The following is a 23,285-nucleotide window of genomic DNA, read 5'->3' as shown; positions in this document are numbered from 1 at the left end:
GGAAACTGTGTCCTTCAAGACGCAAACGACCTATTGGAAAAGCCGTTGCATTTGCGCACTAGTGTGGCCGAATATCAACAGAAATGTTGCGGCGGTGCGTCAATTTTTCAAGACACACCCGGCAAGAGCTACGCGGACATAAGCTCGCGCACGGCCATTTCGATCTCGCGGGCGTCCTCCATGCGGCACAGGCGTGCGCGGTCCTGGCGGCGGACGATGGCGTCGTCGTCGTGTGTCGAATGTTCGATATACGCTGCCAGGTGTTTTTTGAACATGCGTAGCCCCAGCGATTCCCCATAAAAGCGAAGGGATGCGGCCATGTGCTCGATCAGGATTTCGGCCCTTTGTCCGAGCGCGATTTCGGCCATCGGCGCATTGTCGTTGAGTGCGCGGTCGAGGTCTCGGGCCAGCCACGGGCGGCCGTAGATGCCCCGGCCGATCATCACCGCGTCGGCACCGGATTGATCCAGCGCCGTACGCGCTGTCTCGACCCCGGTAATATCGCCGTTGACGATGACCGGGATCGACACGGCGGCCTTGACGGCGGCAACGGCGCGCCAGTCGGCCTCGCCCTTGTAGAACTGCTGGCGCGTCCGGCCATGCACGGTAAGCGCGGCGACGCCGAGGGACTGGGCGCGTTTCGCCAGTTCGGGCGCATTGCGCTGGGAGTCATCCCACCCCAGGCGCATCTTGACGGTGACGGGACGCGACGTCGCTGTGCGCGCGGCGGAAATGATGCGTTCGGCATGGTCGAGGTCACGCATCAGCGCCGAACCGCACAACACGCCCGTGACCTCCTTGGCCGGGCAGCCGAAGTTCAGGTCGACGATATCGGCGCCGGACTGTTCCGCCAGTTCGGCGCCGCGCGCGATATGGGCGGGGTCGCGCCCCACCAGTTGCACGATCTTGAGACCCGAATGGTCGCCCAGTTGCGCCTTGCGTACGACGTCGGGCCGCCCGGTCTCGAACTCGGCGCAGGCCACCATCTCGGTCGCGGCGTAGGTCGCGCCCAGGGCGTGGGCCATCGCGCGAAACGGCAGGTCGGACACGCCGGTCATCGGCGCGATCAGGACGCGGCCGGGAATTTCGATACCACCGATGCTGAGCTTACTGGACATCGGGTGCTGATACAGGAAAAGGCGAGATTTAGAAAGGACAGGTTTGCCGCATTACCCGCCTCGTTTGTGCGCGCGAAGTGCTATGCAGGGCTATCCGCAGATTACACAGATTTCACGGATTATCAGTGCCTTAGGCCGATACCTTCACACTCTTCCAAGCGAAGGAAGGCGCGGTGCGCGCAGATAATCCGTGAAATCTGTGTAATCTGCGGCCCCCTTCCGTGCCGGTAAGGCCCACGCGCTCTTGCGCCGCCGCCAATTCTCGCTAAACACCGGACATGACCTTTCACGCCATCATCGTCGCCGGCGGGTCCGGCACCCGCACCGGCGGCCGCAAGCAGTGGATGCCGCTGGGCGGCAAGCCCGTGCTCGACTGGTCGGTCGAGGCCTTTGCCGAAGCCGGGGCTGCGCATATCGTCGTCGTCGTGCCGGAAGACGATCTCGACCGCGCGCGGGCACGTTACAGCACCATGGCGCGAGTCGTGACAGGCGGAGCCGACCGCGCGGCCTCTGTCGGCAACGGCATCGACGCCCTGATGACCATGGCGGCGCTCGACGACGTGGTGATGATCCATGACGCAGCTCGCCCTCTGTTAAAACCGCATCATATCAAAACGTTGAATGCCGTACTTGAAGTGTCGCGGGCAGCCGTCCTGGCCTTGCCGCTGACGGATTCGCTGAAGCGCGGCGAGGATGGCCGTATCGTCGATGCCCCGTCGCGCGAGGGTCTGTGGCGCGCCCAGACGCCGCAGGCCTTCCGGCTGGGCGACATCGCCGAGGCCTATTCGACCTGGGACGGCCCTGCCCCCACCGACGAGGCGACGGCGGCTGCGGCCGCCGGCATCGAGGTCGCCCTGGCCGAAGGCGACATGCGCCTTCACAAGCTGACCTATCCCGACGACTTCGCCCTTCTCGAAGCCTTCATCGCACAGGAAAAGTCCATGACCCAGATCCGCATCGGCCAGGGCTTCGACGCCCATCGCTGGGGCGACGGCCAGAGCGTGTGGCTGTGCGGCGTCGAAATCGCCCACGACAAGACGCTGATCGGTCATTCCGACGCCGATGCCGGGCTGCACGCCCTGACCGACGCCCTGCTGGGCGCGGTGGGGCTGGGCGATATCGGCGATCACTTCCCGCCGACCGATCCGCAGTGGAAAGGCGCCTCATCGGATCGTTTCCTGCGCCATGCCGTGGAGCTGATCGCGGAAAAGGGCGGCGAGATCGTCAATGTCGACGTGACGCTGATCTGCGAGCGCCCGAAGGTGAAGCCGCACCGCGAAGCCATGCGCGCCCGCGTCGCCGATATCCTCGGCATCGACCTTGACCGTGTGTCCGTCAAGGCGACGACCACCGAAAAGATGGGCTTTACGGGCCGTGAAGAAGGCCTGGCTGCCCAGGCCGTCTGCGCCGTCTCAATGCCGCTTTGATCGCCTGTGCCGCTTGACCGCGGGCGCCTTGGCCGCGGGCGCCGCCGTCACCATGTCGACAAAGGCGTAATGGTCGGCGGCTTCGGCAGCAGCCTGGCTGAGCGAGGTGCCGAAATGGCCGGCGTCGGCGTCGGTGCGGAACAGCACCAGGCTTTGTCCCTTCGCGTAATACTTTAACTGCGCGCCGTACTTGCCGCTGTTCCAGGGGGCCACGCGATTGTCGTTCAGCCCGACATCGAGCATGACGTCGGGATAGCGCTGGCCCGGCTTCAGGTTCAGGTAGGCGTCCATGGCCTTCAGGTCTTTGAAGCCTTGCGGCACATTGGGATCACCGAATTCGGAATACTGGTTGGCGCCGTTGCTGTCGGCGGCCAGGCGCGTCGGATTGAGCATGCCGGCATGGATGATGGCCGCGCCGAAATGGTCGGGGAAGCGGTCTACGGCGTTGCCGACGATGATGCCGCCGGCGCTGGCGCTGTACAGGACGATATGCTTCTTGTCGCTGTAGCCGCGCTGGCGCAGCAGGTCGGCGGCAGCGACGATGTCCTCGACGCCACGCGCCTTGTTCGCGCCCTTGCCGGCCAGCCGCCAGGCGTCGCCCTTCTCGCCGCCGCCACGGATGCCGGCCAGGACGTAGAGATTGCCGTCGGCCACCCATTCCAGGCTCATCACGTCGAAGGCCGGCTGGGTCGTGGTCGCGCCGTAGGCGCCATAGGCGAAGACGATCGCCTTGGCGTGGCCATTCGGCTTGTAGCCCTTGGGTTTCAGGATAGTAACGGGCACCATGGTGCCGTCCAGGCTGCGGGCCTGGGCGGTCTCGCTGTCGACCAGGCCGCTATAGTCGCGCAAGGAAGTGGCGCCGAGCTTCAGGTCGGTCAGGGCGCGGCGTGCGGGGTCGTAAGAATAGAGTGCTCGCGGCTTGGTCCAGCCTTGCAGGGTGAATATGAGGCCATCGGCATCGGTGGTGGCGTCGATCAGTGCGGCCTGGCCGTCATAGGGCGCGCTGATGAATTCCGCCTTGCCCGAATATGGCAGGCGCACGAAGCTGTCGATGCCCAGCCGCATGCGCTTGACGTAGAGCGCGTCATGTGCCGGCGCGAAATTGGTGACCACGGCTTCGCGGTCTTCGGCCACCACGACCTTTGCGTCGGACAGTTTCAGCGTCGGCGCGTCGAGGTTCATCGCCAGAACCTGGCCGTTGGGCGCGTTCTTCGCGGATTGCAGATAGAGTGTCGATCCGACCAGTGCGCCGGCCTGGACCTCGTCGTCATAGGCAATCGGACACTGGATTTTGGCGCCGGGCGCCGTCAGGTCGGCGGCCCTGGCGACACAGATGCGTGCCTCGGCGCGGGCGCCGGAGGCGACGACCATGGCGTAGGGTGAAGACGCGTCGGTCGCGATAAACGGGAATTCCTCGGGCGCCAGCGCAAAGCCCGAAGCGCCGCCGGCCGGTATGACGGTGGGGTCCTGCCCCGCCGACTGGCCCAGCTTGTGATAGCGGGTCCGCATATTGAGCATACGGTCGGTCTTGCCGTCGTCGGGCGCCATTTGCGTATAGAAGACGCCGTCATTGCCCTGCCAAGCTACCACGAACTCACCCCAGATGTCGGTCAATTCGTCCGGCAGTTTCTGGCCGGTGTCGACATTGTAGAATTCCACCGTGGTGATTTCGTTGCCGCCGCGGTCGACATTGACCGCCACGGTCCTGCCGTCAGGCGAGACGCCATAGTTGGTGATCGAGGCGTGGGCGCCACCGACCGTGTTGGGATCGAACAACACCTTTTCCTTGCCGTCGGTCATGCGCACCATCAGCGCGCCCTGCTTGCCGGCATCCAGGCGCAGGAAGAAGATGCGGCCGTTGATGCGGTGCTGCAGACGGTTGGTGACCGAGGCGCTGGAGGCGCCATTGAGCCTCTGTTGCCATTGATTGAGCGACGGCGACGCATTGAGTCGCGCCCGGCCTTCCTGTCCCTGCGCCTTCAGCCAAGCCGCGAAAGCCGCGTTGTTCGGGCCTTCCATCCAGCGATACGGGTCGGAAATCGTCGTGCCGTAGACCGTATCGGTTACGGGAACACGTTTTGCCACGGGCGCCGCCGCCTGGACGCCGGCAGCCGTCATGCCTGCTGAAGCCAGCATCGCCGCGCTTGCCAGTCCCCATGCCATCCGCTTCATCGCAAACCCCTTTATTTCAGCCATTTCGCCGACCTTCGCCTGCGTTTTCAAAAGGGTCAATACCGAAGATGCGCCAGGACATCCGTATGCGGAAAACCCTGTAATATCTATGGTTTATTGCGAAGCATTCTCAGTGGTTTGCCGCTTGAAATGGGGGATTCGCCCGAATATATGCTTTGAGGTTAAGCGTTTCCCGTAAAACATAACAGATGAGAGGTCTGTCATGCCCTTTGAACTCCCCGCCCTGCCGTATCCTTCGGACGCTCTCGAGCCGCACATGTCGGCCAACACCTTCAGTTACCACCACGCCAAGCACCACAAGGCCTATGTCGACAACCTGAACAAACTGATCGCCGGCACGGAGTTCGAAGGCCAGAGCCTGGTCGAGATCGTCAAGGCGTCGGAAGGCAAGAACCCGGGCGTGTTCAACAACGCCGCCCAGGTGTGGAACCACACCTTCTTCTGGAATTCGATGAAGCCGAACGGCGGCGGTGCCCCGACCGGTGAAATCGCCCAGCGCATCAATGCCGATTTCGGCTCGTACGACGCCTTCGCCGAAGCCTTCAAGACGGCCGGCGCCACGCAGTTCGGCTCGGGCTGGGCCTGGCTGGTCCTCGGTTCGGACGGCAAGCTGAAGGTCGTCAAGACCGGCAACGCCGAAACGCCGTTCACCAAGGGCGACAAGCCGCTGGTCACGATCGACGTCTGGGAACACGCCTATTATCTGGACTACCAGAACCTGCGTCCCAAGTTCATCGAGGTCTACCTGAACAACCTCGTCAACTGGGACTTCGCAAACCAGAACCTCGCAGCCCCGCTTCATCCGGGCGTCTAAGACCAAACACCGGCCCTCTTGCAAAAGAGGGCCTTTTCTTTTGAGGCGTCATGCCGCATCCGCTGGCCGAACAACTGGTTTCGAAGCTCCTTGCCGCGGGCAAGCGCATCACCACGGTCGAAAGCTGTACCGGCGGCCTGGTGGCCGGGGCCATCACCTCGGTGTCGGGCTCTTCGGCGGTGTTCGACTACGGCTTCGTCACCTATTCCAACGCCGCCAAGAGCGCTATGGTCGGGGTGCATCAGGATATTCTGACGGCGCACGGCGCGGTCAGTGAGCCCGTGGCGCGCGCCATGGCCGAAGGCGGGCGCATCAAGGCCGGCGCCGATATCGCGCTCAGCATTACAGGCATCGCTGGTCCCACGGGTGGATCGGCTGAAAAGCCCGTAGGAATGGTTTGTTTCGGTTTGAGTTTTTCCAATCGCAACCGCGTCGTCACCGAAACGCGGGTCCGGCAGTTCGGCGCCATCGGCCGTGACGAGGTCCGCGCGGCGGCCGTGGAGTTTGCGCTCAGTTGGGCGCTGGAGACAGCTCAGGCGTTTTGATGCCGCCGCAATAGGTCGTCAGGAACAGTTCTGAAGGCAGGCGCATGTGTTTCGTGTGTTCCAGGTCTTCCTTCAGCCAACCCTGGATCTCTTCGCTGTTGGCGACCTTGTGCTGGTAGTGGTCGAGCGTCTTTTCGAAAACAACGCGAGCCGCGGTGTAATGGTCATAGGCAACCTGACCGGTCGCGCAGCCCTTTTCCTTATCCCCGGAGCCGAAGGCCGCCGTGCTTGCTTTCTGCGCTTCGTTGGCGGTTCCGATTTCTTTCGTCGCGTCCGCCAGGGCTTTGGAAAAGGTCGCCGTATCGGAGACGTGAGGCGTGGCCGCGAGCAAGGCAATGGCAAGATAGGTCAGCATGTGTTTTCCGGCCTCCCGTCAGACCGTCTTGGGATACAGCGTCGCGGCGCGGCCTTCGAAGCACGCCATCAGCTTGGCGACGGCCTTGTCGAAATTCGCCTTGAGGAAACCCGTGAGGAACGGGTTCTTGAATTCGAAATCCATAACCAGGATGGCGCGGCAGCCGCCCGGCTTGCCCAGCCAGTCGGCGTCTTCAAATTTCCACTGACAGATCAGGGTCTTGAATGGACCTTTTAACAGATGGATGTCGATGGTGCGTGCCGCCGCATTGCGCGTGACACGGGTCGAAAAGCGTTCCGACAGGAATTTGAAGCCTACACCGGCCTCGGCGTCGAAACGCGTCACGCCATCGGCCACTTCGCCGCGGTTGAACACCCGCATAGACGTGATCCACGGGATGTAGTCCGGGTATTTTTCGACGTCGCCGACCATTTCGAACAGTTTGGTGGCCTCGAACGGAAGGACGCGCTCGAAATTGACCTTCGTCATTTTCAGCCTTTCGCCGCGCGGGCGGCGCGCAGGCGTTCGAAATCCTCACCGGCGTGGTGCGACGACCGGGTCAGTGGCGACGACGACACCATCAGGAAGCCCTTGGCGCGCGCGATCGACTCATAGGCCTTGAATTCGTCCGGCGTGACGAAGCAGTCGATGGCGGCGTGCTTGCGTGTCGGCTGCAGGTACTGGCCGATGGTGATGAAGTCGATGCCGGCCGAACGCATGTCGTCCATGACCTGCATGACCTCTTCGCGCGTCTCACCCAGGCCGACCATGATGCCCGACTTGGTGAACTGCTGCGGATCGCGTTCCTTGACGCGCTCCAGCAGGCGAAGGCTGTGATAGTAGCGCGCGCCCGGACGGATCTTCAGATAGTTGCGCGGGACGGTTTCGAGATTGTGGTTGAACACGTCGGGCCTGGCGTCGATGACGATTTCGGCCGCGCCGTCCTTGCGCAGGAAGTCGGGCGTCAGGATTTCGATCGTGGTGCCGGGCGATTGCGCGCGGATCTGATGCACGACCTCGGCAAAGTGGCGGGCGCCGCCATCGGCCAGGTCGTCGCGGTCGACCGAGGTGATGACGACGTGCGACAGCTTCATCAGGGCGACGGTTTCGCCGACGCGGCGCGGTTCGTCGGTATCGAGCGGCTGCGGCAGGCCGGTCTTGACGTTGCAGAAGGCGCAAGCGCGCGTGCAGGTGTCGCCCATGATCATGATGGTGGCGTGGTTCTTCGACCAGCATTCCCCCATGTTCGGACAGGCCGCTTCTTCGCAGACCGTGTGCAGCTTGGCTTCGCGCACGATCTTCTGCGTTTCCATATACTGCGCCGAACCGGGCGCGCGCACGCGCAGCCAGTCGGGCTTCTTAAGGATCGGCGAATCGGGGCGGTTTTGTTTTTCGGGGTGACGCAGTTCGCGGGCAGTGGCGGGTTCGACTCGATTGATGACGGTGACCATGTGCTCTACTTCGGGCTTACAAGCGTACGTGCGTTGCCTCTAATTGGCCCCGTTGGCCTTGAATATCAAGTCAAATCGGTCAAGCAACCGTTACGGTTTCCGTGAGCCATATTGAAATTTTACCAAGTCACACGGCGGTCGTGGCAAGGCGGCCGAATATGGTTTATTATCGCGCCCATGCGATCCGCCCTCACCCGTCTTGCCTGTTGTCTGCCGCTGGCCGCCATGCTGTCATTCGGCGCGTGCTCGAAGGTCGAGCAGGCCGCCAAGGACATGCAGCCGGGCAAGGCCTTTCTCGACAGCCAGATCCCGCCCGGCCTGTCGCCGCAGTATTTCCCGCCGCAGGGTTTCGTGTGGGGCGGTTACCGCGCCAAGGGCCTGCCCGAAGCACGCTACGGCGTCGCGTCACCGCCGATCAATCCGCGCGCCCAGGTCATGATCCTGGCCGATGCCGATTATCCGGCCGAGGCCTATTTCGAGCTGACCAACCAGCTTCTCGATCAGGGTTACGGCGTCTGGCTGTTCGAAGTGCCGGGCCAGGGCGGCGCCGGGCATTATCTGCTGCAAAATCAGAGTGTTTTCACACGAAGCTATCATGACGGACAACTGTCCGCCCTCTCCTTTATCCACGATATCGTCCATCCGACGAAGGACAAGCCCCTGTTCATCGTCGGCACCGGCTACAGCGCCCTGTCCGCGCTTTCGTTGGCGGCCAATACGCGCGACGGCGCCATCGCGGGCTTCATTGCCTACCAGCCCTATTCCGGCGGCGATATCGCGCGCGGCACGGTCTGGCATCGTGACGACGCGGTGGCGACCTACTGGGGCGGCATCGCCCAGTCGTGGCAGATGGCCAATCCGGACCTTCGGACCCGCGTCAAGAGCGACACCTGGCGTGACCAGACGAAGAAGGCCTTTACCGAGTTCAACAGCCTGCACCTGCCCGTCGTGTCCCTGACGGCCAAGGCCCCGCCCGTGCTGATCGTCGAGCCGCGCGATGCGAACGGCGCGGCGGACGCGGCGAAGACCCTGTGCAACCGGCTGTCGGCCTGCAAGACCGACGTGACCAGCGGCCCGCAAACCCTCGGCGAAACCGTTGCGGGCTTTGTGCGGACACATCTTGAGGGCGTGCATTAGGCACACCTGTAAACCGGCTTTTAAGCTGGCCATGCCATAGTTTCCCAAAGAAATGGGGACAGGCTTGCGGCAAATTCTTCAACGCTTCGCGCGGAATACACAGGGCGCCACCGTCATGGTCGTCGCCATCAGTCTGGTCGTTATCATTTCCGCCGTGGGCGGCGCCATCGATTTCGGCCGTGCCGTACAGTTGCGTTCGAACCTTCAGGACGCCGCCGACGTCGCCAGCGTCGGGGCCATCGCCGTCAATTCGGTCGCCTATAAGCTGGGCGTGTCGATGAACGGCAACGGCACCCTGACCGGCGGTGCGGAACAGGCGCTCAGCATCTTCAACAGCAATTATCGCACTTCGCCGGAACTGGTGGGCGTCAGCCCATCCGCGCTCGTCACCAAGAGCAATTCGGTCATGACCGCCAAGGTGTCGGTCAGTGCGAACTACAAGTCCTATATCCTGGGGCTTATCGGCGCCGGCGAAATTCCGATCGTGGTCAATTCGACCTCGACCGCGACCGTCCCGCCTTATATCGACTTCTATCTGCTGCTCGACAACAGTCCGTCCATGGGCGTCGGCGCCACCACGGCCGATATCGCCACCATGGTCGCCAATACCTCGGACAAGTGCGCCTTCGCCTGTCACGAAGACGACAAGCCCGGCGCCGATTATTACGCCAAGGCCAAGACGCTGGGGGTGACGACCCGCATCGACGTCGTCCGCCAGGCGACGCAGAACCTGATGACCACGGCCAGGTCGACGGAAACCATAGCCAACCAATATCGCGTCGCCATCTATGATTTCGGCCTGTCGTCCAATTCGATCGACGCCCAGGCGCCGGGCGCCTACAAGGTGTCCAGCCTGACGTCGGACCTCGGCAAGTCGGCCAGCGACGCTGCTGTCATCGACCTGATGACCGTTCCCTACCAGAACTACAATTCCGACCGCGCGACCAATCTGGTTTCGGTGCTTGCCAATATGGGCACCATCATTCCGGCTTCGGGTGACGGCGTATCGTCGGCCAATCCGCAGAAGGTCTTGTTCTTTGTCTCGGATGGCACCAATGACGGCTATGACTGCGCCTATTCCAACGGCAGCGGGTGTCGGCGCATCACCCCGCTCGACACCACGACCTGCACGGCGCTGAAGGCGCGCGGGGTGCGTATCGCGGTGCTGTACACCACCTACCTGCCCTTGCCGACCAACAGCTTCTATACCTCGTGGGTCGCCAAATATGTGTCGGCGCCTTCGCAACTGGCGTCGCAGATGCAGGCCTGCGCCAGCGACGGCCTCTATTTCGAGGTCAGCCCAAGCCAGGGCATCTCCTCGGCCATGACCGCGCTGTTCCAGCGGGTCGTGTCGGTGGTGCGGATCAACTCCTGATCCGCTCAAATTCCGCGTGGCTTGAGCAAACGTGCGCGGCGAGCCATCGATGTAATGTCGGTTCCCTTCTCCCTTCGTCGCGGCTATGATGAGGGATTGTTGCGGCCGGGCCTGAGGGACGGCCGTGTTCATCTGCACGGATGATCGCCGGTGATGGCTGGCGGCCCTGTGCCGGAGGGGAGCATAAGGCGCATGACGCGCAGCGGGACCAAGCGGGACTTCACCGAGAAGGACCTGAACCAGTCGCTATTCGAGGCGCTGGTCGAAGCCAGATCGGCCTGGGGCGGCAAAAAGATCATTATCGAGGATCAGGAGCGCAAGCCCTTGTCCTACGACATGTTCCTGGCCGGAACCTTCGCCATTTCGCGGCTTTTGAAACGGCATATCGGCGACGAACAGCGCATCGGCCTGATGCTGCCGACCTCGCTGGGCGGCGCGCTCTGTTTCTGGGGGCTGCACAGCCTGGGCCGCGTGCCGGTCATGATCAACTTCACGGCCGGCCAGGCCAATATCCGCGCGGCCGCGGGCGTGTCGCAGATCAAAACGGTGGTCACCGCCCGCCGCTTTGTCGCCAGCGCCAAGCTGGAAGACCTGGTCGAGGCTATGTCGGCCTATGTGCGCTTCATCTATCTCGATGATATCCGCAAGGAACTGACCGTCGCTGACAAGGCCTGGGCCTTCGTCGCGTCGAAGCTGCCGCTGATGTTCGCCAGGAAGACCACGGCCGACGACATGGGCGTGATTCTGTTCACCTCCGGCAGCTTCGGCACGCCGCGTGGTGTCGTGCTCAGCCAGCGCAACCTGGTGGCCAATACGCGCCAGATCCAGGCGCATATCGCGCTCGATCCGGACTGGGTCGCCTTCAACCCCATGCCGATCTTCCATTCGCTGGGCTTGACGGGCGGGATTATCCTGCCGCTGCTGGCCGGCTTGCGCAGCTTCCAGTATCCGTCCCCGCTGCACGTCAAGCAGATCCCGGGTCTGCTGCGCGACAGCCATGCCTCGCTGCTGTTTTCGACCGACACCTTCGTCAACCAGTATGCGCGTCAGGGCGAGCCTGAAGACTTCAAGACGCTGCAATTCGTCGTCTGCGGCGCCGAAAAAGTGCGCGAGGAGACGCATACCCTGTTCAAGACGCAGTTCGGCGGCCTGCCGATCCTGGAAGGCTACGGCGTCACGGAATGCTCGCCGGTGGTGGCCGTCAACTTCCCTGACAACAACCACTATGGCACGGTCGGAAAGCCGCTGCCGGGCATGGAGACGCGCCTCGACGCCGTTGACGGCATCAAGGAAGGCGGACGCCTTTATGTCAAAGGTCCCAACGTGATGGCCGGGTATCTTAATCCGGAATCTCCGGAGGTTGTCGATGCCCCTAAGGACGGCTGGCACGATACGGGCGACATCGTTACCTTCGACGCCGACGGCTTCATCAAGATTCTGGGCCGTGCCAAACGCTTCGCCAAGATCGCGGGCGAAATGGTCTCGCTGACCGCGGTCGAGCGCATCGCCGAAGAGGTCTGGCCCGACAACCGCCACGCCGTGGTCGCCGTGTCCGACGACAAGAAGGGCGAGCGCCTGGTGCTGATCACCGATCGCGGCGACGCCGATATCGCGCGCCTGACCAACTGGGCCAAGGAAAACGGCACGCCCGCCCTGGCCATCCCGAAGAAAATCCTGAAAGTGGATGCGGTGCCGGTGCTGGGGTCGGGCAAGACGGATTACGTCACCCTGCAGAAGCTGGCCGAAGTGGAAGCCCGGGCGGCCTAAAGGCCTGCGGCATAGAACCACATCGGCATAACGCCGTATTGACACGTCACGGCCCGCATTCTAAGGCGCGAGCATGGCAAGGCAAAAGACATCGGTGAAGCCGGTGCCCGAACTTCGGTTCTGGGCTTGCTTCGCCGTGGTCTTCGCCCTGCTGTCCCAGGCACTGTTCCCGATGCAGGCCATGGCCCTGTCCGGGAACACAAGCTTCGTGCTCTGTACCGAAGGCGGTGCGCCTGCCGCGGATACGGTGTCGCAGAAGCTGTTCGGTAAGGCCAAGCCCGGCTTCATGGGGCTGAAGTGCGCCAATTGCGTCCTGGCCTCGATCACCGCCCTGCCCGTTCCCGCGCCGGTCTCGACGCCCATTGCCTATACGTCGGAACGCATCGCCTTCCAGGCTGCAAAGCCGGCGTCTCCCGTTCGCGCTCGCGCACCGCCGCGGCCCTTCTCCTGTGGACCTCCCGAAACCGTCGCAGCCTGATCCGCCGGCGCGTTCGCGCGCCCGTACACCAAGCTCTCCGAACGGTTCCTTCCTTTGAAAAAGCTCTCCCTGCGCCTCATGACGGCGCTTTTGGCCACCACGGCCCTGTCTTCCGTCGCCCACGCCGAAAGCGACGCCACCGAAATCGTCGTCACCGGCGTCCGGCCCGAAAAACCGCCCACGACGACCGAAGGCACGACGGCCGAGACCTTGTCGCGCACCACCAACCTCGTCACGCCCGAAGACACGCTGCGTTACCTGCCGAACCTGACGGTGCGCCAGCGCCACCTCGGCGATACGCAATCGCCCGTGACGACGCGGACGTCCGGCGTCGGCGCATCCGCGCGCAGCCTGATCTATGTCGACGGCATCCTGATCTCGGCGCTGATCGGCAACAATAACGGCAGCGCCTCGCCGAAATGGGGGATGATCGCGCCGGAAGCCATATCGCGCGTCGACGTCATGTACGGCCCGTTTTCTGCCGCCTATCCCGGCAATTCCATGGGCGCCGTCATCGAGGTGACGACGCGCATGCCCGAAACCCTTGAAGGCAGTCTTGAGGTCGAAGGCGCGTCGCAAAACTTCAAGAAATACGGCGACGACGACTCTTACGGCACCACCCACCTTGCCGGGTCGATCGGCGACCGTATCGGCCGCTTCGCCTGGCGCCTGAGCCTCAACCACCTCGACAGCCAGTCACAGCCCCTGTCCTATGTTGTGGCGTCGTCCGGAAGCGCTGGGAGTTTCAGTGATTTCAATCGTTTGGGGCAGGCGATTAAGGTTCTGGGTTCGTCCGGGCTTGAGCATCAGATCCAGGATACCCTGTCCGGCCGTTTGACCTACGATCTCGGCAACGCCACAACGGCAGCCTATACCTTTGGCCTGTTCGCAAACCGTGACAGCGCCCGCGCCAACACCTACCTGCACGACGGCACCTACACGTCGGGCTTCCTCAGCGGTGTCTATCGCCTTGAGGAAACGCAACTGGCGCAAGCGCTGTCCCTGGCCTCGCATACCAGCGGCGTTTTCGATTATGAGCTGGTGGTGACGGACTTCGACACGCTGAAAAGCCGCCAGCGCACGCCGACGGCCTTCGTCGCCGGCTGGCAGGACGGCGGTGCGGGCTCCGCCGTCGAACTCGACGGCACGGGCTGGACGACGCTCGACGCCAAGGGCATTTGGCGGCCGCAAGGCGTGAGCGGCGCGCATGTGGTGAGTTTCGGCGTGCACGGCGATCGCTTTGTCCTCGACAATCCGAAATACGCCCTGGCCAACTGGCAGACCGGCGACGACGGCGCGCTCCAGACGCTCAGCCAGGGGCAGACGCAAACGCTCGGCGCCTGGGTGCAGGATGCCTGGCGCCTGACGCCGCAGGTCAAGGCGACTTTGGGGCTGCGCTTCGACGACTGGCGCGCCAGCCATGGGCGGAACTATTCGCTTACGCCGGCACTCGATAAGGCCCAGCCCGAACGCCACGCCACCGCCGTGTCGCCCAAGGCGGTAGTGGCCTGGGCGCCTAGCGACGCCTGGACGTTCAAGGCCTCGGCCGGCGTCGCCTATCGCTTCCCGACGGTGACCGAGCTCTATCAGGCGGTGACGACCGGCGTGCAATTGTCGACGCCAGATCCCAGCCTGCAGCCGGAACGCGCCGTGTCGACCGAGCTGTCGGCCGAACGCACCTGGCCCAAGGCCAGTGTGCGTGTCTCGCTGTTCGACGAGCATATCGCCCATACCCTGCTGTCGCAGACGGGGACGTTGAACGGCTCTGCTGTCAGCTTCGTGCAGAATATCGACCGTACACGCGCCTCGGGCATCGAGCTGGTCGCGGATCGCCAGGACGTCCTGCCGGGCTTCGACCTGTCGGGTTGGGTGACATACGTCGATGCGCGCACCGATCGCGATGCAGCCTACCCGGCCGCCGAGGGCAAGCGCCTGCCGCAAATCCCGCGCCTGCGGGGCGCAGTGGTCGCGACGTGGCGGGCGACGCCCAGGCTCGATCTCAGCCTGGCGGCGCGTTACAGTGACCGTAGTTTCGCGACCATCGACAATGTCGATGTCTATGCCAACACGTACCAGGGCTTCAGCGGCTACTTCGTGATGGATGCCCACGTGCGGTATAAAATCGATCGCCACTGGACGCTCGACGGCGGCGTGACGAACCTCAACAACCGCAGCTATTTCCTGTTTCATCCGTTTCCGCAGCGGACTGTGGTGGTTGGGCTGAAGTACAGCTTCTGATTTGGTTGTGTTTTGAAAGCTAATGTTTATGAAGCTTGCGAATTTGTTTGATTTGCAAATTGCAAGCAATCCTTCCTTTCTTGTACCTCCCCGTTTTCGCAGAAAATGGGGAGGGGGACCGCACGAGCGAACCCTTGTGAAACAAGGGTGAGAGAGATGTGGTGGTGGGGTTTCTTGCTTACTTTCTAAGCGCCGGCGTTTCCGAAGAAAGCAAGATTCCCCACCACCACCCTTCGCTAACGCTACGGGCGGTCTGGCACGGGCCACCCCGCCCTCCCCATGCTGCGCACGGGGAGGTACAAAAGCGAAAAACCCGCTCCGGTGTCCCGGAGCGGGTTTATCATTTCAGCCTGTCAGCAGGCTTAAAGGTTGATCATCCGGCCGTCGGCGTCGAGCGAGGCTTCGAGGATCGCTTCCGACATGGTCGGGTGCGGGAAGACGGTGCCTTGCAGATCCTCTTCGGTCGCTTCCATGGTGATCGCCAGGCAGAAGCCCTGGATCATTTCGGTGACGTTGGCGCCGATCAGGTGCGCGCCCAGAAGCGCGCCGGTCTTCTTGTCGAACAGCACCTTGACGAAGCCGCCGGGTTCACCGGCCGCGATCGCCTTGCCGTTGGCCTTGAACGGGAAGCGGCCGATCTTGACGTCGATGCCCTTCTCCTTGGCGCCCTGCTCGGTCAGGCCGACGCTGGCCACTTCCGGGGTCGCGTAGGTGCAGCCCGGGATCGGCGGGTTGAGGTTCGACAGCTTCTTGCCGGCCATGTAGTCGGCGGCGTGGACCGCTTCGTGGCTGGCCTTGTGCGCCAGCCAGGGCGGGCCCGCGCAGTCGCCGATGGCGAACAGGCCCTTGACGTTGGTCTTGCCGTGGCTGTCGTTCTTGACGTGGCCGCGGTCCATCTCGACGCCCAGCTTGTCGAGGCCGATACCGTCGGTATTGGCGACGATGCCGACCGCGACGATGCAGCCTTCGGCGTTCAGGACTTCGGACTTGCCGGCGACTTCGACGGTTACGGCGACGGCGTCCTTGGTCTTTTCGACCTTGGTCACCTTGGCGCCGACGCGGAACTTGATGCCGCGCTTTTCGAACGCCTTGTGGGCTTCGGCGGACACTTCCTTGTCCTCGACCGGCAGGATGCGGTCGAGCGCCTCGATCACCGTGACGTCGGCGCCGAGCGAACGGTAGAAGCTGGCGAACTCGATGCCGATGGCGCCCGAGCCGATGACGACCAGCGACTTCGGCATGCTCTTGGGCGTCAAAGCGTTACGATACGTCCAGATGCGATCGCCGTCCGAAACGGCGCCGATGGCAGGGATTTCCCGGGCGCGGGCGCCGACCGCCAGCATGACGTTCTTGGCTTCGACCGTCTGCGTGCCGCCAGCATTGAGCTTGACGACGACCTTGGGGGCGTCCTTGCCGGGTTCCAGCGTGGCGAAGCCTTCGATCACATCGATCTTGTTCTTCTTCATCAGGTAGCCGACGCCGCCGTTGAGCTGCTTGGCGACCGCACGCGAGCGTCCGACGACCTTTTCGAAGTCGAAGCCCGGCTTTTCGCCGGTCAGGCCGTAGTCCGACAGATGGTTGATCTTGTCAAAGACTTCGGCCGACTTGAGCAGCGCCTTGGTCGGGATGCAGCCCCAGTTGAGGCAGATGCCGCCCAGCAATTCGCGCTCGACGATGGCGACCTTGAGGCCGTTTTGCGAGGCGCGGATGGCGCCTTCGTAACCGCCGGGGCCCGAACCGATCACTACGAGATCATAAGTCATGGTTCTTCAGCCCCTTACGCCAGCATCTTGATGGGATCTTCGATCAGCGGCTTGAAGGCGCTGATGAATTTCGCGCCGATCGAACCGTCGACGACGCGGTGGTCGCAGGTGAGCGTCACCGACATGACGGTCGCCACGGCCAGTTGACCGTTCTTGACGACGGCGCGTTGTTCGCCGGCGCCGACCGACATGATGCAGCCCTGCGGCTCGTTCAGGATCGAGGTGAAGGTCTTGATGCCGAACATGCCCAGGTTGGACACCGAGAAGGTGCCGCCCTGGAATTCTTCCGGCTTCAGCTTGCGGTCGCGGGCGCGCTGGGCCAGGTCCTTCATCTCGGTCGAGATTTCGGCCAGGCTCTTCGTTTCCGCCTTGCGCACGATCGGGGTGATCAGGCCGCCGTCGATCGCCACGGCCACCGCGATGTCCGCATTGTGGTGCAGCGCGATGCCTTCGGGCGTGTAGGACGCATTGGCTTCCGGCACCTGCTTCAGCGCCAGGGCCACGGCCTTGATGATCATGTCGTTGACCGAGACCTTGACGCCGCGCGATTCCAGCGCCGTGTTGATCTTGGCGCGCGCGGCCAGCAGGCTGTCGAGCTCGATATCGACGGTCAGCGGGAAGTGCGGGATGTCGCGGAACGACTCGGTCATGCGGCGGGCGATGACCTTGCGCATGCCGTCGAGCGGAAGCAGGTCGTAGGAGCCGGCGGGGATGCCCATCTGCTCGAGCGACTGGACCTTGCGCGGTTCGGCGCCGGACGCGGCAGCAGCCGGAGCCGCCTTGCCGCCACCGGTGCGTTGCGCTTCCTCGACGTCGCGCTTGATGATGCGGCCGCGCGGGCCCGTGCCCTTGATGGCCTTGAGGTCGAGATTGGCCATCTGCGCCAGGCGGCGGGCCAAAGGCGACGCCGCGACTCTGGTGCCCGAAGCGGCGGCGGGTGCCGACGCCGCGGCCGGAGCAGCAGCAGGCGCGGCAGCCGTTTTCGGGGCTTCCGCAACAGCCGGGGCCGCGGCAGGCGCAGCCTTCGGTGCCGGAGCGGCCCCGCCCTCGCCCTTCAGACGGGCGATCGGGGTGTTGACCTTCACGCCTTCGGTGCCGGCGGCGACGAGGATTTCCTCGACCACGCCCTCATCGACGGCTTCGACCTCCATGGTCGCCTTGTCGGTCTCGATTTCGGCGATGACGTCGCCGGCATTGATCGTGTCGCCCACCTTGACGTGCCACTTGGCGAGGATGCCCTCTTCCATAGTCGGCGACAGGGCTGGCATCAAAATGTCAGTCATTTCAAATTATTCCCTGTAAGACTTAACGGTAACACACGGCCTTGACGGCCTTGACGATCTTTTCGACCGACGGCACGACAAGCGCTTCGAGGTTGGCGGCGTAAGGCATGGGCACGTCTTCCTGGTGCACGCGCAGCGGCGGCGCATCGAGATCGTCGAAAGCGTGTTCGACGACGCGGGCGGCGACTTCGGCGCCGATACCGCACGGGCCCCAGCCTTCTTCGACCGTGACCAGACGGTTGGTCTTGCGGACCGACGTCAGGATGGTTTCGGTGTCGAGCGGACGCAGGGTGCGCAGGTTGACGACTTCGACGTCGATGCCTTCGGCGGCCAGTTGTTCGGCGGCCTTGAGCGCGAAACCGACCATGCGCGAGTGCGCGGTGATCGTGACGTCCTTGCCTTCGCGCTGGATCTTGGCCTTGCCGATCGGCAGGACGAAGTCGTCCATCTGCGGGATTTCGAACTCGTTGCCGTACATCATCTCGTGTTCGAGGAAGACGATCGGGTTCGGATCGCGGATGGCGGCCTTGAGCAGACCCTTGGCGTCGGCCGCATCATACGGCGCGACGACCTTCAGGCCGGGCACGTTGGCGTACCAGGCCGAATAGTCCTGGCTGTGCTGGGCGGCCACGCGGGCGGCGGCGCCGTTCGGGCCGCGGAAGACGATCGACGACTTGATCTGGCCGCCGGACATATACAGCGTCTTGGCGGACGAGTTGATGATGTGGTCGATGGCCTGCATGGCGAAGTTGAACGTCATGAACTCGACGATCGGCTTCAGGCCCGCCATGGCGGCGCCCGAACCGATACCGGCAAAGCCCATTTCGGTGATCGGGGTGTCGATGACGCGGCGCTCGCCGAACTCCTGCAGGAGGTCGCGCGAGACCTTGTAGGCGCCCTGGTACTGGGCGACTTCCTCGCCCATCAGGAAGACCGCTTCGTCGCGGCGCATTTCCTCGGCCATGGCGTCGCGGAGCGCGTCGCGGACGGTGATCTTGACCATCGGCGTGCCTTCCGGGATTTCCGGATCGCGGGCTTCGGCCTTGGGGGCAACCGGGGTAGCGGCCGGCGCGGCCTCTTCAGCCTTCGGGGCCTCAGCGGCCGGGGCGGCAGTAGCGGGCGCGGGGCTGGCCGAGGCGCCGCCTTCCAGGCGGGCGATCGGCGTATTGACCTTGACGCCTTCGGTGCCGGCCTCGACCAGGATGGCCTCGACCTTGCCTTCGTCGACGGCTTCGACTTCCATCGTCGCCTTGTCGGTTTCGATTTCGGCGATCACCTGACCGGCCGTGATTTCGTCGCCAGCCTTGATCAGCCACTTGGCGAGCGTGCCCTCCTCCATCGTCGGAGACAGGGCGGGCATAAGAATGTCAGTCATGGAGAATTATGCCTCGAGATAAACTTCGGTATAAATTTCGGACGGGTCGGGTTCGGGCGAGGTCTGGGCGAATTCGACCGCTTCCATCACGATCGCCTTCACTTCGCCGTCGATGGCCTTCAGTTCGTCCTCGGCAACGCCCTGCTGTTCCAGCATCTGCTTGATGTGGTCGATCGGGTCGCGCGTCGACTTGACGGTATCGACCTCTTCCTTGGAACGGTACTTGGCCGGGTCGGACATCGAGTGGCCGCGGTAACGGTAGGTCTTCATTTCCAGGATGTACGGGCCCTTGCCCGAACGGGCGTGCTCGGCAGCGCGCTGGGCGGCTTCGCGGACGGCGAAGACATCCATGCCGTCGACCGTCTCACCCGGGATGCCGAAGCTGGCGCCGCGTTGCGACAGGTTGACGGTGGCCGAGGCGCGGGCAAGCGAGGTGCCCATGGCGTATTCGTTGTTTTCGATGACGTACACGACCGGCAGCTTCCACAGCTGGGCCATGTTGAAGCTCTCATACACCTGGCCCTGGTTGGCGGCGCCGTCACCGAAGTAGGTGAACGAGACATTGCCGTTGTTCTTGTACCAGTCGGCGAAGGCCAGACCCGTACCCAGGCTGACCTGGGCGCCGACGATGCCGTGGCCGCCGAAGAAGCCGGCTTCGATGTCGAACATGTGCATCGACCCGCCCTTGCCCTTGGACGTCCCGCCCGAACGGCCGGTCAGTTCGGCCATGACGGCCTTGGGGTCCATGCCGGCGGCCAGCATGTGGCCGTGGTCGCGATAGCCCGTGATGACCTGGTCGCCCTTGTTGGCCGCGGCGTACATGCCGACCGCGACGGCTTCCTGGCCGATATAGAGGTGGCAGAAGCCCCCGATCAGACCCATCCCGTAGAGCTGGCCTGCGCGCTCTTCGAAGCGGCGGATCAGGACCATTTCCCGGTAGAATTTCAGCAGTTCGTCCTTCGACGTGTTACGCAAGGCCGGGCTTGCGCCGTCGTTGCCTTTGGTGCTGGTCTGGGCGGCACGCGCCATGGACACCTCCTCAATATATGAACTGGCCGGAAAGAACGCTCGGCCTCCAGAAGTCATCTCAGCGCGTGAAAATGCCGCGCGAAGGGGCCGGAAAGCCACGCCTTATTCGCGTCGTCGTCTCTCGGGCACCTCCCTTTAGGAGAACCGTGCCCCGGCGTAAAGTGGTATTAAAAGATCAGGACGCGACGTTGCTGGTCGTGTCGTAACGAATGACGTAGGCATTCGGCTCGGTCAGGCCGAGCAGCAGGCGCGCACGTTCTTCCAGCAAATCCTTGGAAAGATTGTCCGAACGTAAGTATTTGGCACGGGCCTCCAGGTCGGCACGCTGGACTTTAAGTTGAGCCAGCTGCTTTTCCTTCACGACCAGGTCTTTGTCGCGCGATTCCTGAGAAAAGAAACCCTTCTCGCCCGTCAGATATTGCGAGCATACATAGATGAGGACCAGCGCAATAGCTATAGTCGGCAAATATGGGCGCAATCTGAACAGCATGACTTACGTCCTTCTGGACACAGGTAGGCGACGGATGAAACCTTTTTCCGCCTTTCTGGTTAACAAACTGTTGCGAAACATGTCGGAGAAATGAGAAAAATTTATCGAAATCCGAGAGTTGCGCCCACGGATTCATCACGGCGTTTTTATCAAAACTGTCAAATAGCGACTCGAGGCGGCCCACAACTGCGGCTTTCGTCCCGGAATATGGGCCGATTCAAAGGTTAACTGAAAACTAATGTGTAAAGCCCCGATTCCAATAAACGTATCCGATAGGCTTATTCGGTAGCGTTCGAGGTATAGCGCAAGTTTAGCGCCCTCACCTTTGCGGTTAAAATCGCCATGACCTTTGCTTGATGCAGGATTTCCCGCTGCAACGACGGTCCCCCCTTCCGTCTGGCTCGGCTTGACGCCGATCCAGCCACCTTCCCCGTAAACGGGGCAGGAGGGAGCTTGAATAACTTCTCCTTCCCCGTTTACGGGGAAGGTGGCGCGAGCGGAGCGAGTGACGGAAGGGGGGATGCTGGCGTGGCAAGAAGCGCTTGCGCTTCCAACGTATATGACGCCGATCTAATCGTCGTCGTCGACTTCAAGCAACCCAAGACCACCTAGACTGCGGATGTGCGACAGGCCCAGGGTATCGAATTCGTCGAGTCCCGGATCGGCCGTGATGCCCAACGCACGGATCGCCGTATTAATCGGGCTGCAGTGCCCGACCTCTTCGGCGAATTCAGGCTCCGCCATGAAGACCGGTTCGTGGCCCGGTATGTAGATGGCCGCCGTCTGGACGCCCGTGCCGCCGTGGTAAAGCGTCTCGATGTAGGCGAAGGCCAGCCGCCGGCCCAGTTCCGCGAAGATACCTTCAAGTTCGGGCCTTATGTACAGGAAGCCTTCTCTGACATCGGGAAGAGCAAGGTAGTCGCGGGCCCGCCGCAGGGTTTCAGGCTCGGCGACACCGATGATCGCCATTCCGTGATGGAGCTGTATGAGCGGCGCCTCCCATGTGAGGGTCGCGATTTCCTGAACGACCTCTACAGTCCCGATGATTCCGTTGATCATGTGCGGCATAGCGTTCCCCCAAATAAAACGAGGGCGTGAAGCCGGAACTTCACGCCCTCCATCATCATATCGTCCCGTCGCCCGCTTAGCAGCGGATGACGCCGACGCCGGCATAGACGGCTTCGTCGTCGAGCATCGATTCGATGCGCAGGAGCTGGTTGTACTTGGCCAGCCGGTCCGAACGGGCCAGCGAGCCGGTCTTGATCTGACCGCAGTTCATGGCGACCGCCAGGTCGGCGATCGTCGAATCCTCGGTCTCGCCCGAACGGTGCGACATCACGCTGGTGTAGCCGGCGCGGTGCGCCATATCGACGGCGTCCATGGTTTCCGACAGGGTGCCGATCTGGTTGACCTTGACCAGGATCGAGTTGGCCATGCCTTCGACGATGCCGGTTTCCAGGCGGTCCGGATTGGTGACGAACAGATCGTCGCCGACCAGCTGGATGCGGTCGCCGAGGTGCTCGGTCAGCAGCTTCCAGCCTTCATAGTCGTCTTCGGCGCAGCCGTCTTCGATCGAGCAGATCGGGAAGCCGTCGGCCAGCTTGACCAGGTAGTCGACCATGCCGGCCTGGTCGAGGATCTTGCCCTCGCCCGTCATGTTGTACTTGCCGTCCTTGAAGAACTCGGTCGAGGCGACGTCCATGGCCAGCCAGAAGTCGGAGCCGGCCTTGTAGCCCGCCTGCTCGCCCGCCTTCATGATGAAGGTCAGGGCTTCTTCGGCCGAGGCCAGGTTCGGGGCGAAGCCGCCTTCGTCGCCGACATTGGTGTTGTGGCCGGCTTGCTTCAGGCCCTTCTTCAGCGAGTGGAAGATTTCGGCGCCCATGCGCAGTGCTTCGGAGAACGACTCGGCGCCCGCCGGGACGATCATGAATTCCTGGATGTCGATGGGGTTGTCGGCGTGGGCGCCGCCGTTGATGATGTTCATCAGCGGCACGGGCAGAACGCGGGCCGACAGGCCGCCGACATACTTGTACAGCGGCAGGCCGCTCGACAGGGCGGCGGCGCGCGCCGTGGCCAGCGAGACGCCCAGGATGGCGTTGGCGCCCAGGCGCGCCTTGTTCGGCGTGCCGTCGAGATTGATCAGGGTTTGGTCGAGGCGGCGCTGATCCAGCGCTTCGAAGCCCGACAGGGCATCGAGGATTTCACCGTTGACCGCGTCGACTGCCTGGCGCACGCCCTTGCCGCCGTAGCGCTTGGGATCGTTGTCGCGCTTTTCCACGGCTTCGTGCGCGCCCGTCGAGGCGCCCGACGGCACGGCAGCGCGGCCGAAGCTGCCGTCATCGAGCGTCACATCGACTTCGACCGTGGGATTGCCACGCGAGTCGAGGATTTCACGGGCGGCGATATCGATGATTTCGGGCATGTAGGGCGTCCTGCTATATGAGAGT

At 63.1% G+C, this 23,285-nt stretch carries 21 protein-coding genes; 9 read left to right on the top strand and 12 right to left on the bottom strand.

From position 1 onward, the window contains the following. Positions 1 to 128: 128 nt before the first annotated feature. Positions 129 to 1,118 carry a tRNA dihydrouridine synthase DusB gene (dusB, locus tag AB8717_RS11875; RefSeq protein WP_443747547.1) on the bottom strand — a complete coding sequence of 330 codons (990 nt, stop codon included), beginning with the start codon at positions 1,116 to 1,118 and terminating at the stop codon, positions 129 to 131. A gap of 278 nt (positions 1,119 to 1,396) precedes the next feature. On the opposite strand from dusB, the gene AB8717_RS11870 reads away from it, so the two are divergent. Next, the gene (locus tag AB8717_RS11870; protein WP_443747546.1) at positions 1,397 to 2,545 is read left to right on the top strand and encodes a bifunctional 2-C-methyl-D-erythritol 4-phosphate cytidylyltransferase/2-C-methyl-D-erythritol 2,4-cyclodiphosphate synthase; all 1,149 of its coding nucleotides are present in this window, start codon (positions 1,397 to 1,399) and stop codon (positions 2,543 to 2,545) included. Here AB8717_RS11870 and AB8717_RS11865 read toward each other — a convergent pair. Next, the gene (locus AB8717_RS11865; RefSeq protein ID WP_443747545.1) at positions 2,531 to 4,681 is read right to left on the bottom strand and encodes a prolyl oligopeptidase family serine peptidase; all 2,151 of its coding nucleotides are present in this window, start codon (positions 4,679 to 4,681) and stop codon (positions 2,531 to 2,533) included. The genes AB8717_RS11870 and AB8717_RS11865 overlap by 15 nt on opposite strands. Here AB8717_RS11865 and AB8717_RS11860 point away from each other — a divergent pair. Genes AB8717_RS11860 through AB8717_RS11850 form a run of 3 tightly spaced genes read left to right on the top strand, consistent with a single transcriptional unit; the run spans position 4,662 to position 6,097 of the window. After that, on the top strand, positions 4,662 to 4,916 hold the full coding sequence (locus tag AB8717_RS11860) for a hypothetical protein (RefSeq protein ID WP_443747544.1): 255 nt from the start codon (positions 4,662 to 4,664) through the stop codon (positions 4,914 to 4,916). The two genes, AB8717_RS11865 and AB8717_RS11860, sit on opposite strands and share 20 nt — an antisense overlap. 24 nt (positions 4,917 to 4,940) lie before the next feature. Further along, entirely contained in the window at positions 4,941 to 5,552 is a 612-nt protein-coding gene (locus tag AB8717_RS11855; RefSeq protein ID WP_443747543.1) for a superoxide dismutase, read from the top strand. A 50-nt stretch (positions 5,553 to 5,602) separates the two neighbouring features. After that, positions 5,603 to 6,097 carry a CinA family protein gene (locus AB8717_RS11850; protein WP_443747542.1) on the top strand — a complete coding sequence of 165 codons (495 nt, stop codon included), beginning with the start codon at positions 5,603 to 5,605 and terminating at the stop codon, positions 6,095 to 6,097. Here AB8717_RS11850 and AB8717_RS11845 read toward each other — a convergent pair. Genes AB8717_RS11845 through lipA form a run of 3 tightly spaced genes read right to left on the bottom strand, consistent with a single transcriptional unit; the run spans position 6,063 to position 7,903 of the window. Then, positions 6,063 to 6,452 (bottom strand): hypothetical protein, encoded by a 390-nt coding sequence (locus tag AB8717_RS11845; RefSeq protein WP_443747541.1) that lies wholly within the window; start codon positions 6,450 to 6,452, stop codon positions 6,063 to 6,065. The two genes, AB8717_RS11850 and AB8717_RS11845, sit on opposite strands and share 35 nt — an antisense overlap. A gap of 18 nt (positions 6,453 to 6,470) precedes the next feature. Beyond that, positions 6,471 to 6,941 (bottom strand): type II toxin-antitoxin system RatA family toxin, encoded by a 471-nt coding sequence (locus AB8717_RS11840; RefSeq protein WP_443747540.1) that lies wholly within the window; start codon positions 6,939 to 6,941, stop codon positions 6,471 to 6,473. 2 nt (positions 6,942 to 6,943) lie between these two features. After that, a complete protein-coding gene (lipA, locus tag AB8717_RS11835) occupies positions 6,944 to 7,903 on the bottom strand; it encodes a lipoyl synthase (RefSeq protein ID WP_443747539.1) in 960 nt (319 codons plus the stop codon). 225 nt (positions 7,904 to 8,128) lie between these two features. Here lipA and AB8717_RS11830 point away from each other — a divergent pair, with 225 nt between their 5' ends. From AB8717_RS11830 to AB8717_RS11810, 5 genes are all read left to right on the top strand, one after another. After that, positions 8,129 to 9,040 carry a serine aminopeptidase domain-containing protein gene (locus tag AB8717_RS11830; RefSeq protein ID WP_443747538.1) on the top strand — a complete coding sequence of 304 codons (912 nt, stop codon included), beginning with the start codon at positions 8,129 to 8,131 and terminating at the stop codon, positions 9,038 to 9,040. Between the two features lie 64 nt (positions 9,041 to 9,104). Beyond that, positions 9,105 to 10,415, top strand: a complete 1,311-nt coding sequence (locus tag AB8717_RS11825) for a TadE/TadG family type IV pilus assembly protein (RefSeq protein WP_443747537.1) — start codon at positions 9,105 to 9,107, stop codon at positions 10,413 to 10,415. A 192-nt stretch (positions 10,416 to 10,607) separates the two neighbouring features. Continuing rightward, positions 10,608 to 12,182, top strand: coding sequence for an AMP-binding protein (locus AB8717_RS11820; RefSeq protein ID WP_443747536.1), 1,575 nt, complete (start codon positions 10,608 to 10,610; stop codon positions 12,180 to 12,182). Positions 12,183 to 12,285: 103 nt separating this feature from the next. Beyond that, positions 12,286 to 12,660 (top strand): hypothetical protein, encoded by a 375-nt coding sequence (locus AB8717_RS11815; RefSeq protein ID WP_443747535.1) that lies wholly within the window; start codon positions 12,286 to 12,288, stop codon positions 12,658 to 12,660. 54 nt (positions 12,661 to 12,714) lie between these two features. Further along, entirely contained in the window at positions 12,715 to 14,898 is a 2,184-nt protein-coding gene (locus AB8717_RS11810; protein WP_443747534.1) for a TonB-dependent receptor, read from the top strand. Positions 14,899 to 15,260: 362 nt separating this feature from the next. On the opposite strand, the gene lpdA is transcribed toward AB8717_RS11810, so the two are convergent. From lpdA to eno, 7 genes are all read right to left on the bottom strand, one after another. Then, complete coding sequence (gene lpdA / locus AB8717_RS11805; RefSeq protein ID WP_443747533.1) at positions 15,261 to 16,661, bottom strand: dihydrolipoyl dehydrogenase; 1,401 nt, start codon at positions 16,659 to 16,661, stop codon at positions 15,261 to 15,263. A gap of 14 nt (positions 16,662 to 16,675) precedes the next feature. Next, entirely contained in the window at positions 16,676 to 17,944 is a 1,269-nt protein-coding gene (locus tag AB8717_RS11800; RefSeq protein ID WP_443747532.1) for a pyruvate dehydrogenase complex dihydrolipoamide acetyltransferase, read from the bottom strand. 22 nt (positions 17,945 to 17,966) lie between these two features. Next, entirely contained in the window at positions 17,967 to 19,319 is a 1,353-nt protein-coding gene (locus AB8717_RS11795; RefSeq protein ID WP_443747531.1) for a pyruvate dehydrogenase complex E1 component subunit beta, read from the bottom strand. A 6-nt stretch (positions 19,320 to 19,325) separates the two neighbouring features. Continuing rightward, a complete protein-coding gene (gene pdhA, locus AB8717_RS11790; protein ID WP_443747530.1) occupies positions 19,326 to 20,348 on the bottom strand; it encodes a pyruvate dehydrogenase (acetyl-transferring) E1 component subunit alpha in 1,023 nt (340 codons plus the stop codon). Positions 20,349 to 20,523: 175 nt separating this feature from the next. Next, positions 20,524 to 20,838 (bottom strand): FtsB family cell division protein, encoded by a 315-nt coding sequence (locus AB8717_RS11785; RefSeq protein ID WP_443747529.1) that lies wholly within the window; start codon positions 20,836 to 20,838, stop codon positions 20,524 to 20,526. A gap of 570 nt (positions 20,839 to 21,408) precedes the next feature. Next, positions 21,409 to 21,906, bottom strand: a complete 498-nt coding sequence (locus AB8717_RS11780) for a hypothetical protein (protein WP_443747528.1) — start codon at positions 21,904 to 21,906, stop codon at positions 21,409 to 21,411. Positions 21,907 to 21,982: 76 nt separating this feature from the next. Next, the gene (eno, locus tag AB8717_RS11775) at positions 21,983 to 23,260 is read right to left on the bottom strand and encodes a phosphopyruvate hydratase (protein ID WP_443747527.1); all 1,278 of its coding nucleotides are present in this window, start codon (positions 23,258 to 23,260) and stop codon (positions 21,983 to 21,985) included. Positions 23,261 to 23,285: the final 25 nt, after the last annotated feature.

The organism is Asticcacaulis solisilvae (genome assembly GCF_052327315.1).
In the GTDB taxonomy this organism is placed as follows: Bacteria; Pseudomonadota; Alphaproteobacteria; order Caulobacterales; family Caulobacteraceae; genus Asticcacaulis; species Asticcacaulis solisilvae_B.
The sequence above is the reverse complement of the archived record's forward strand: the minus strand, read 5'-3'. Positions and strand labels throughout refer to the sequence as shown.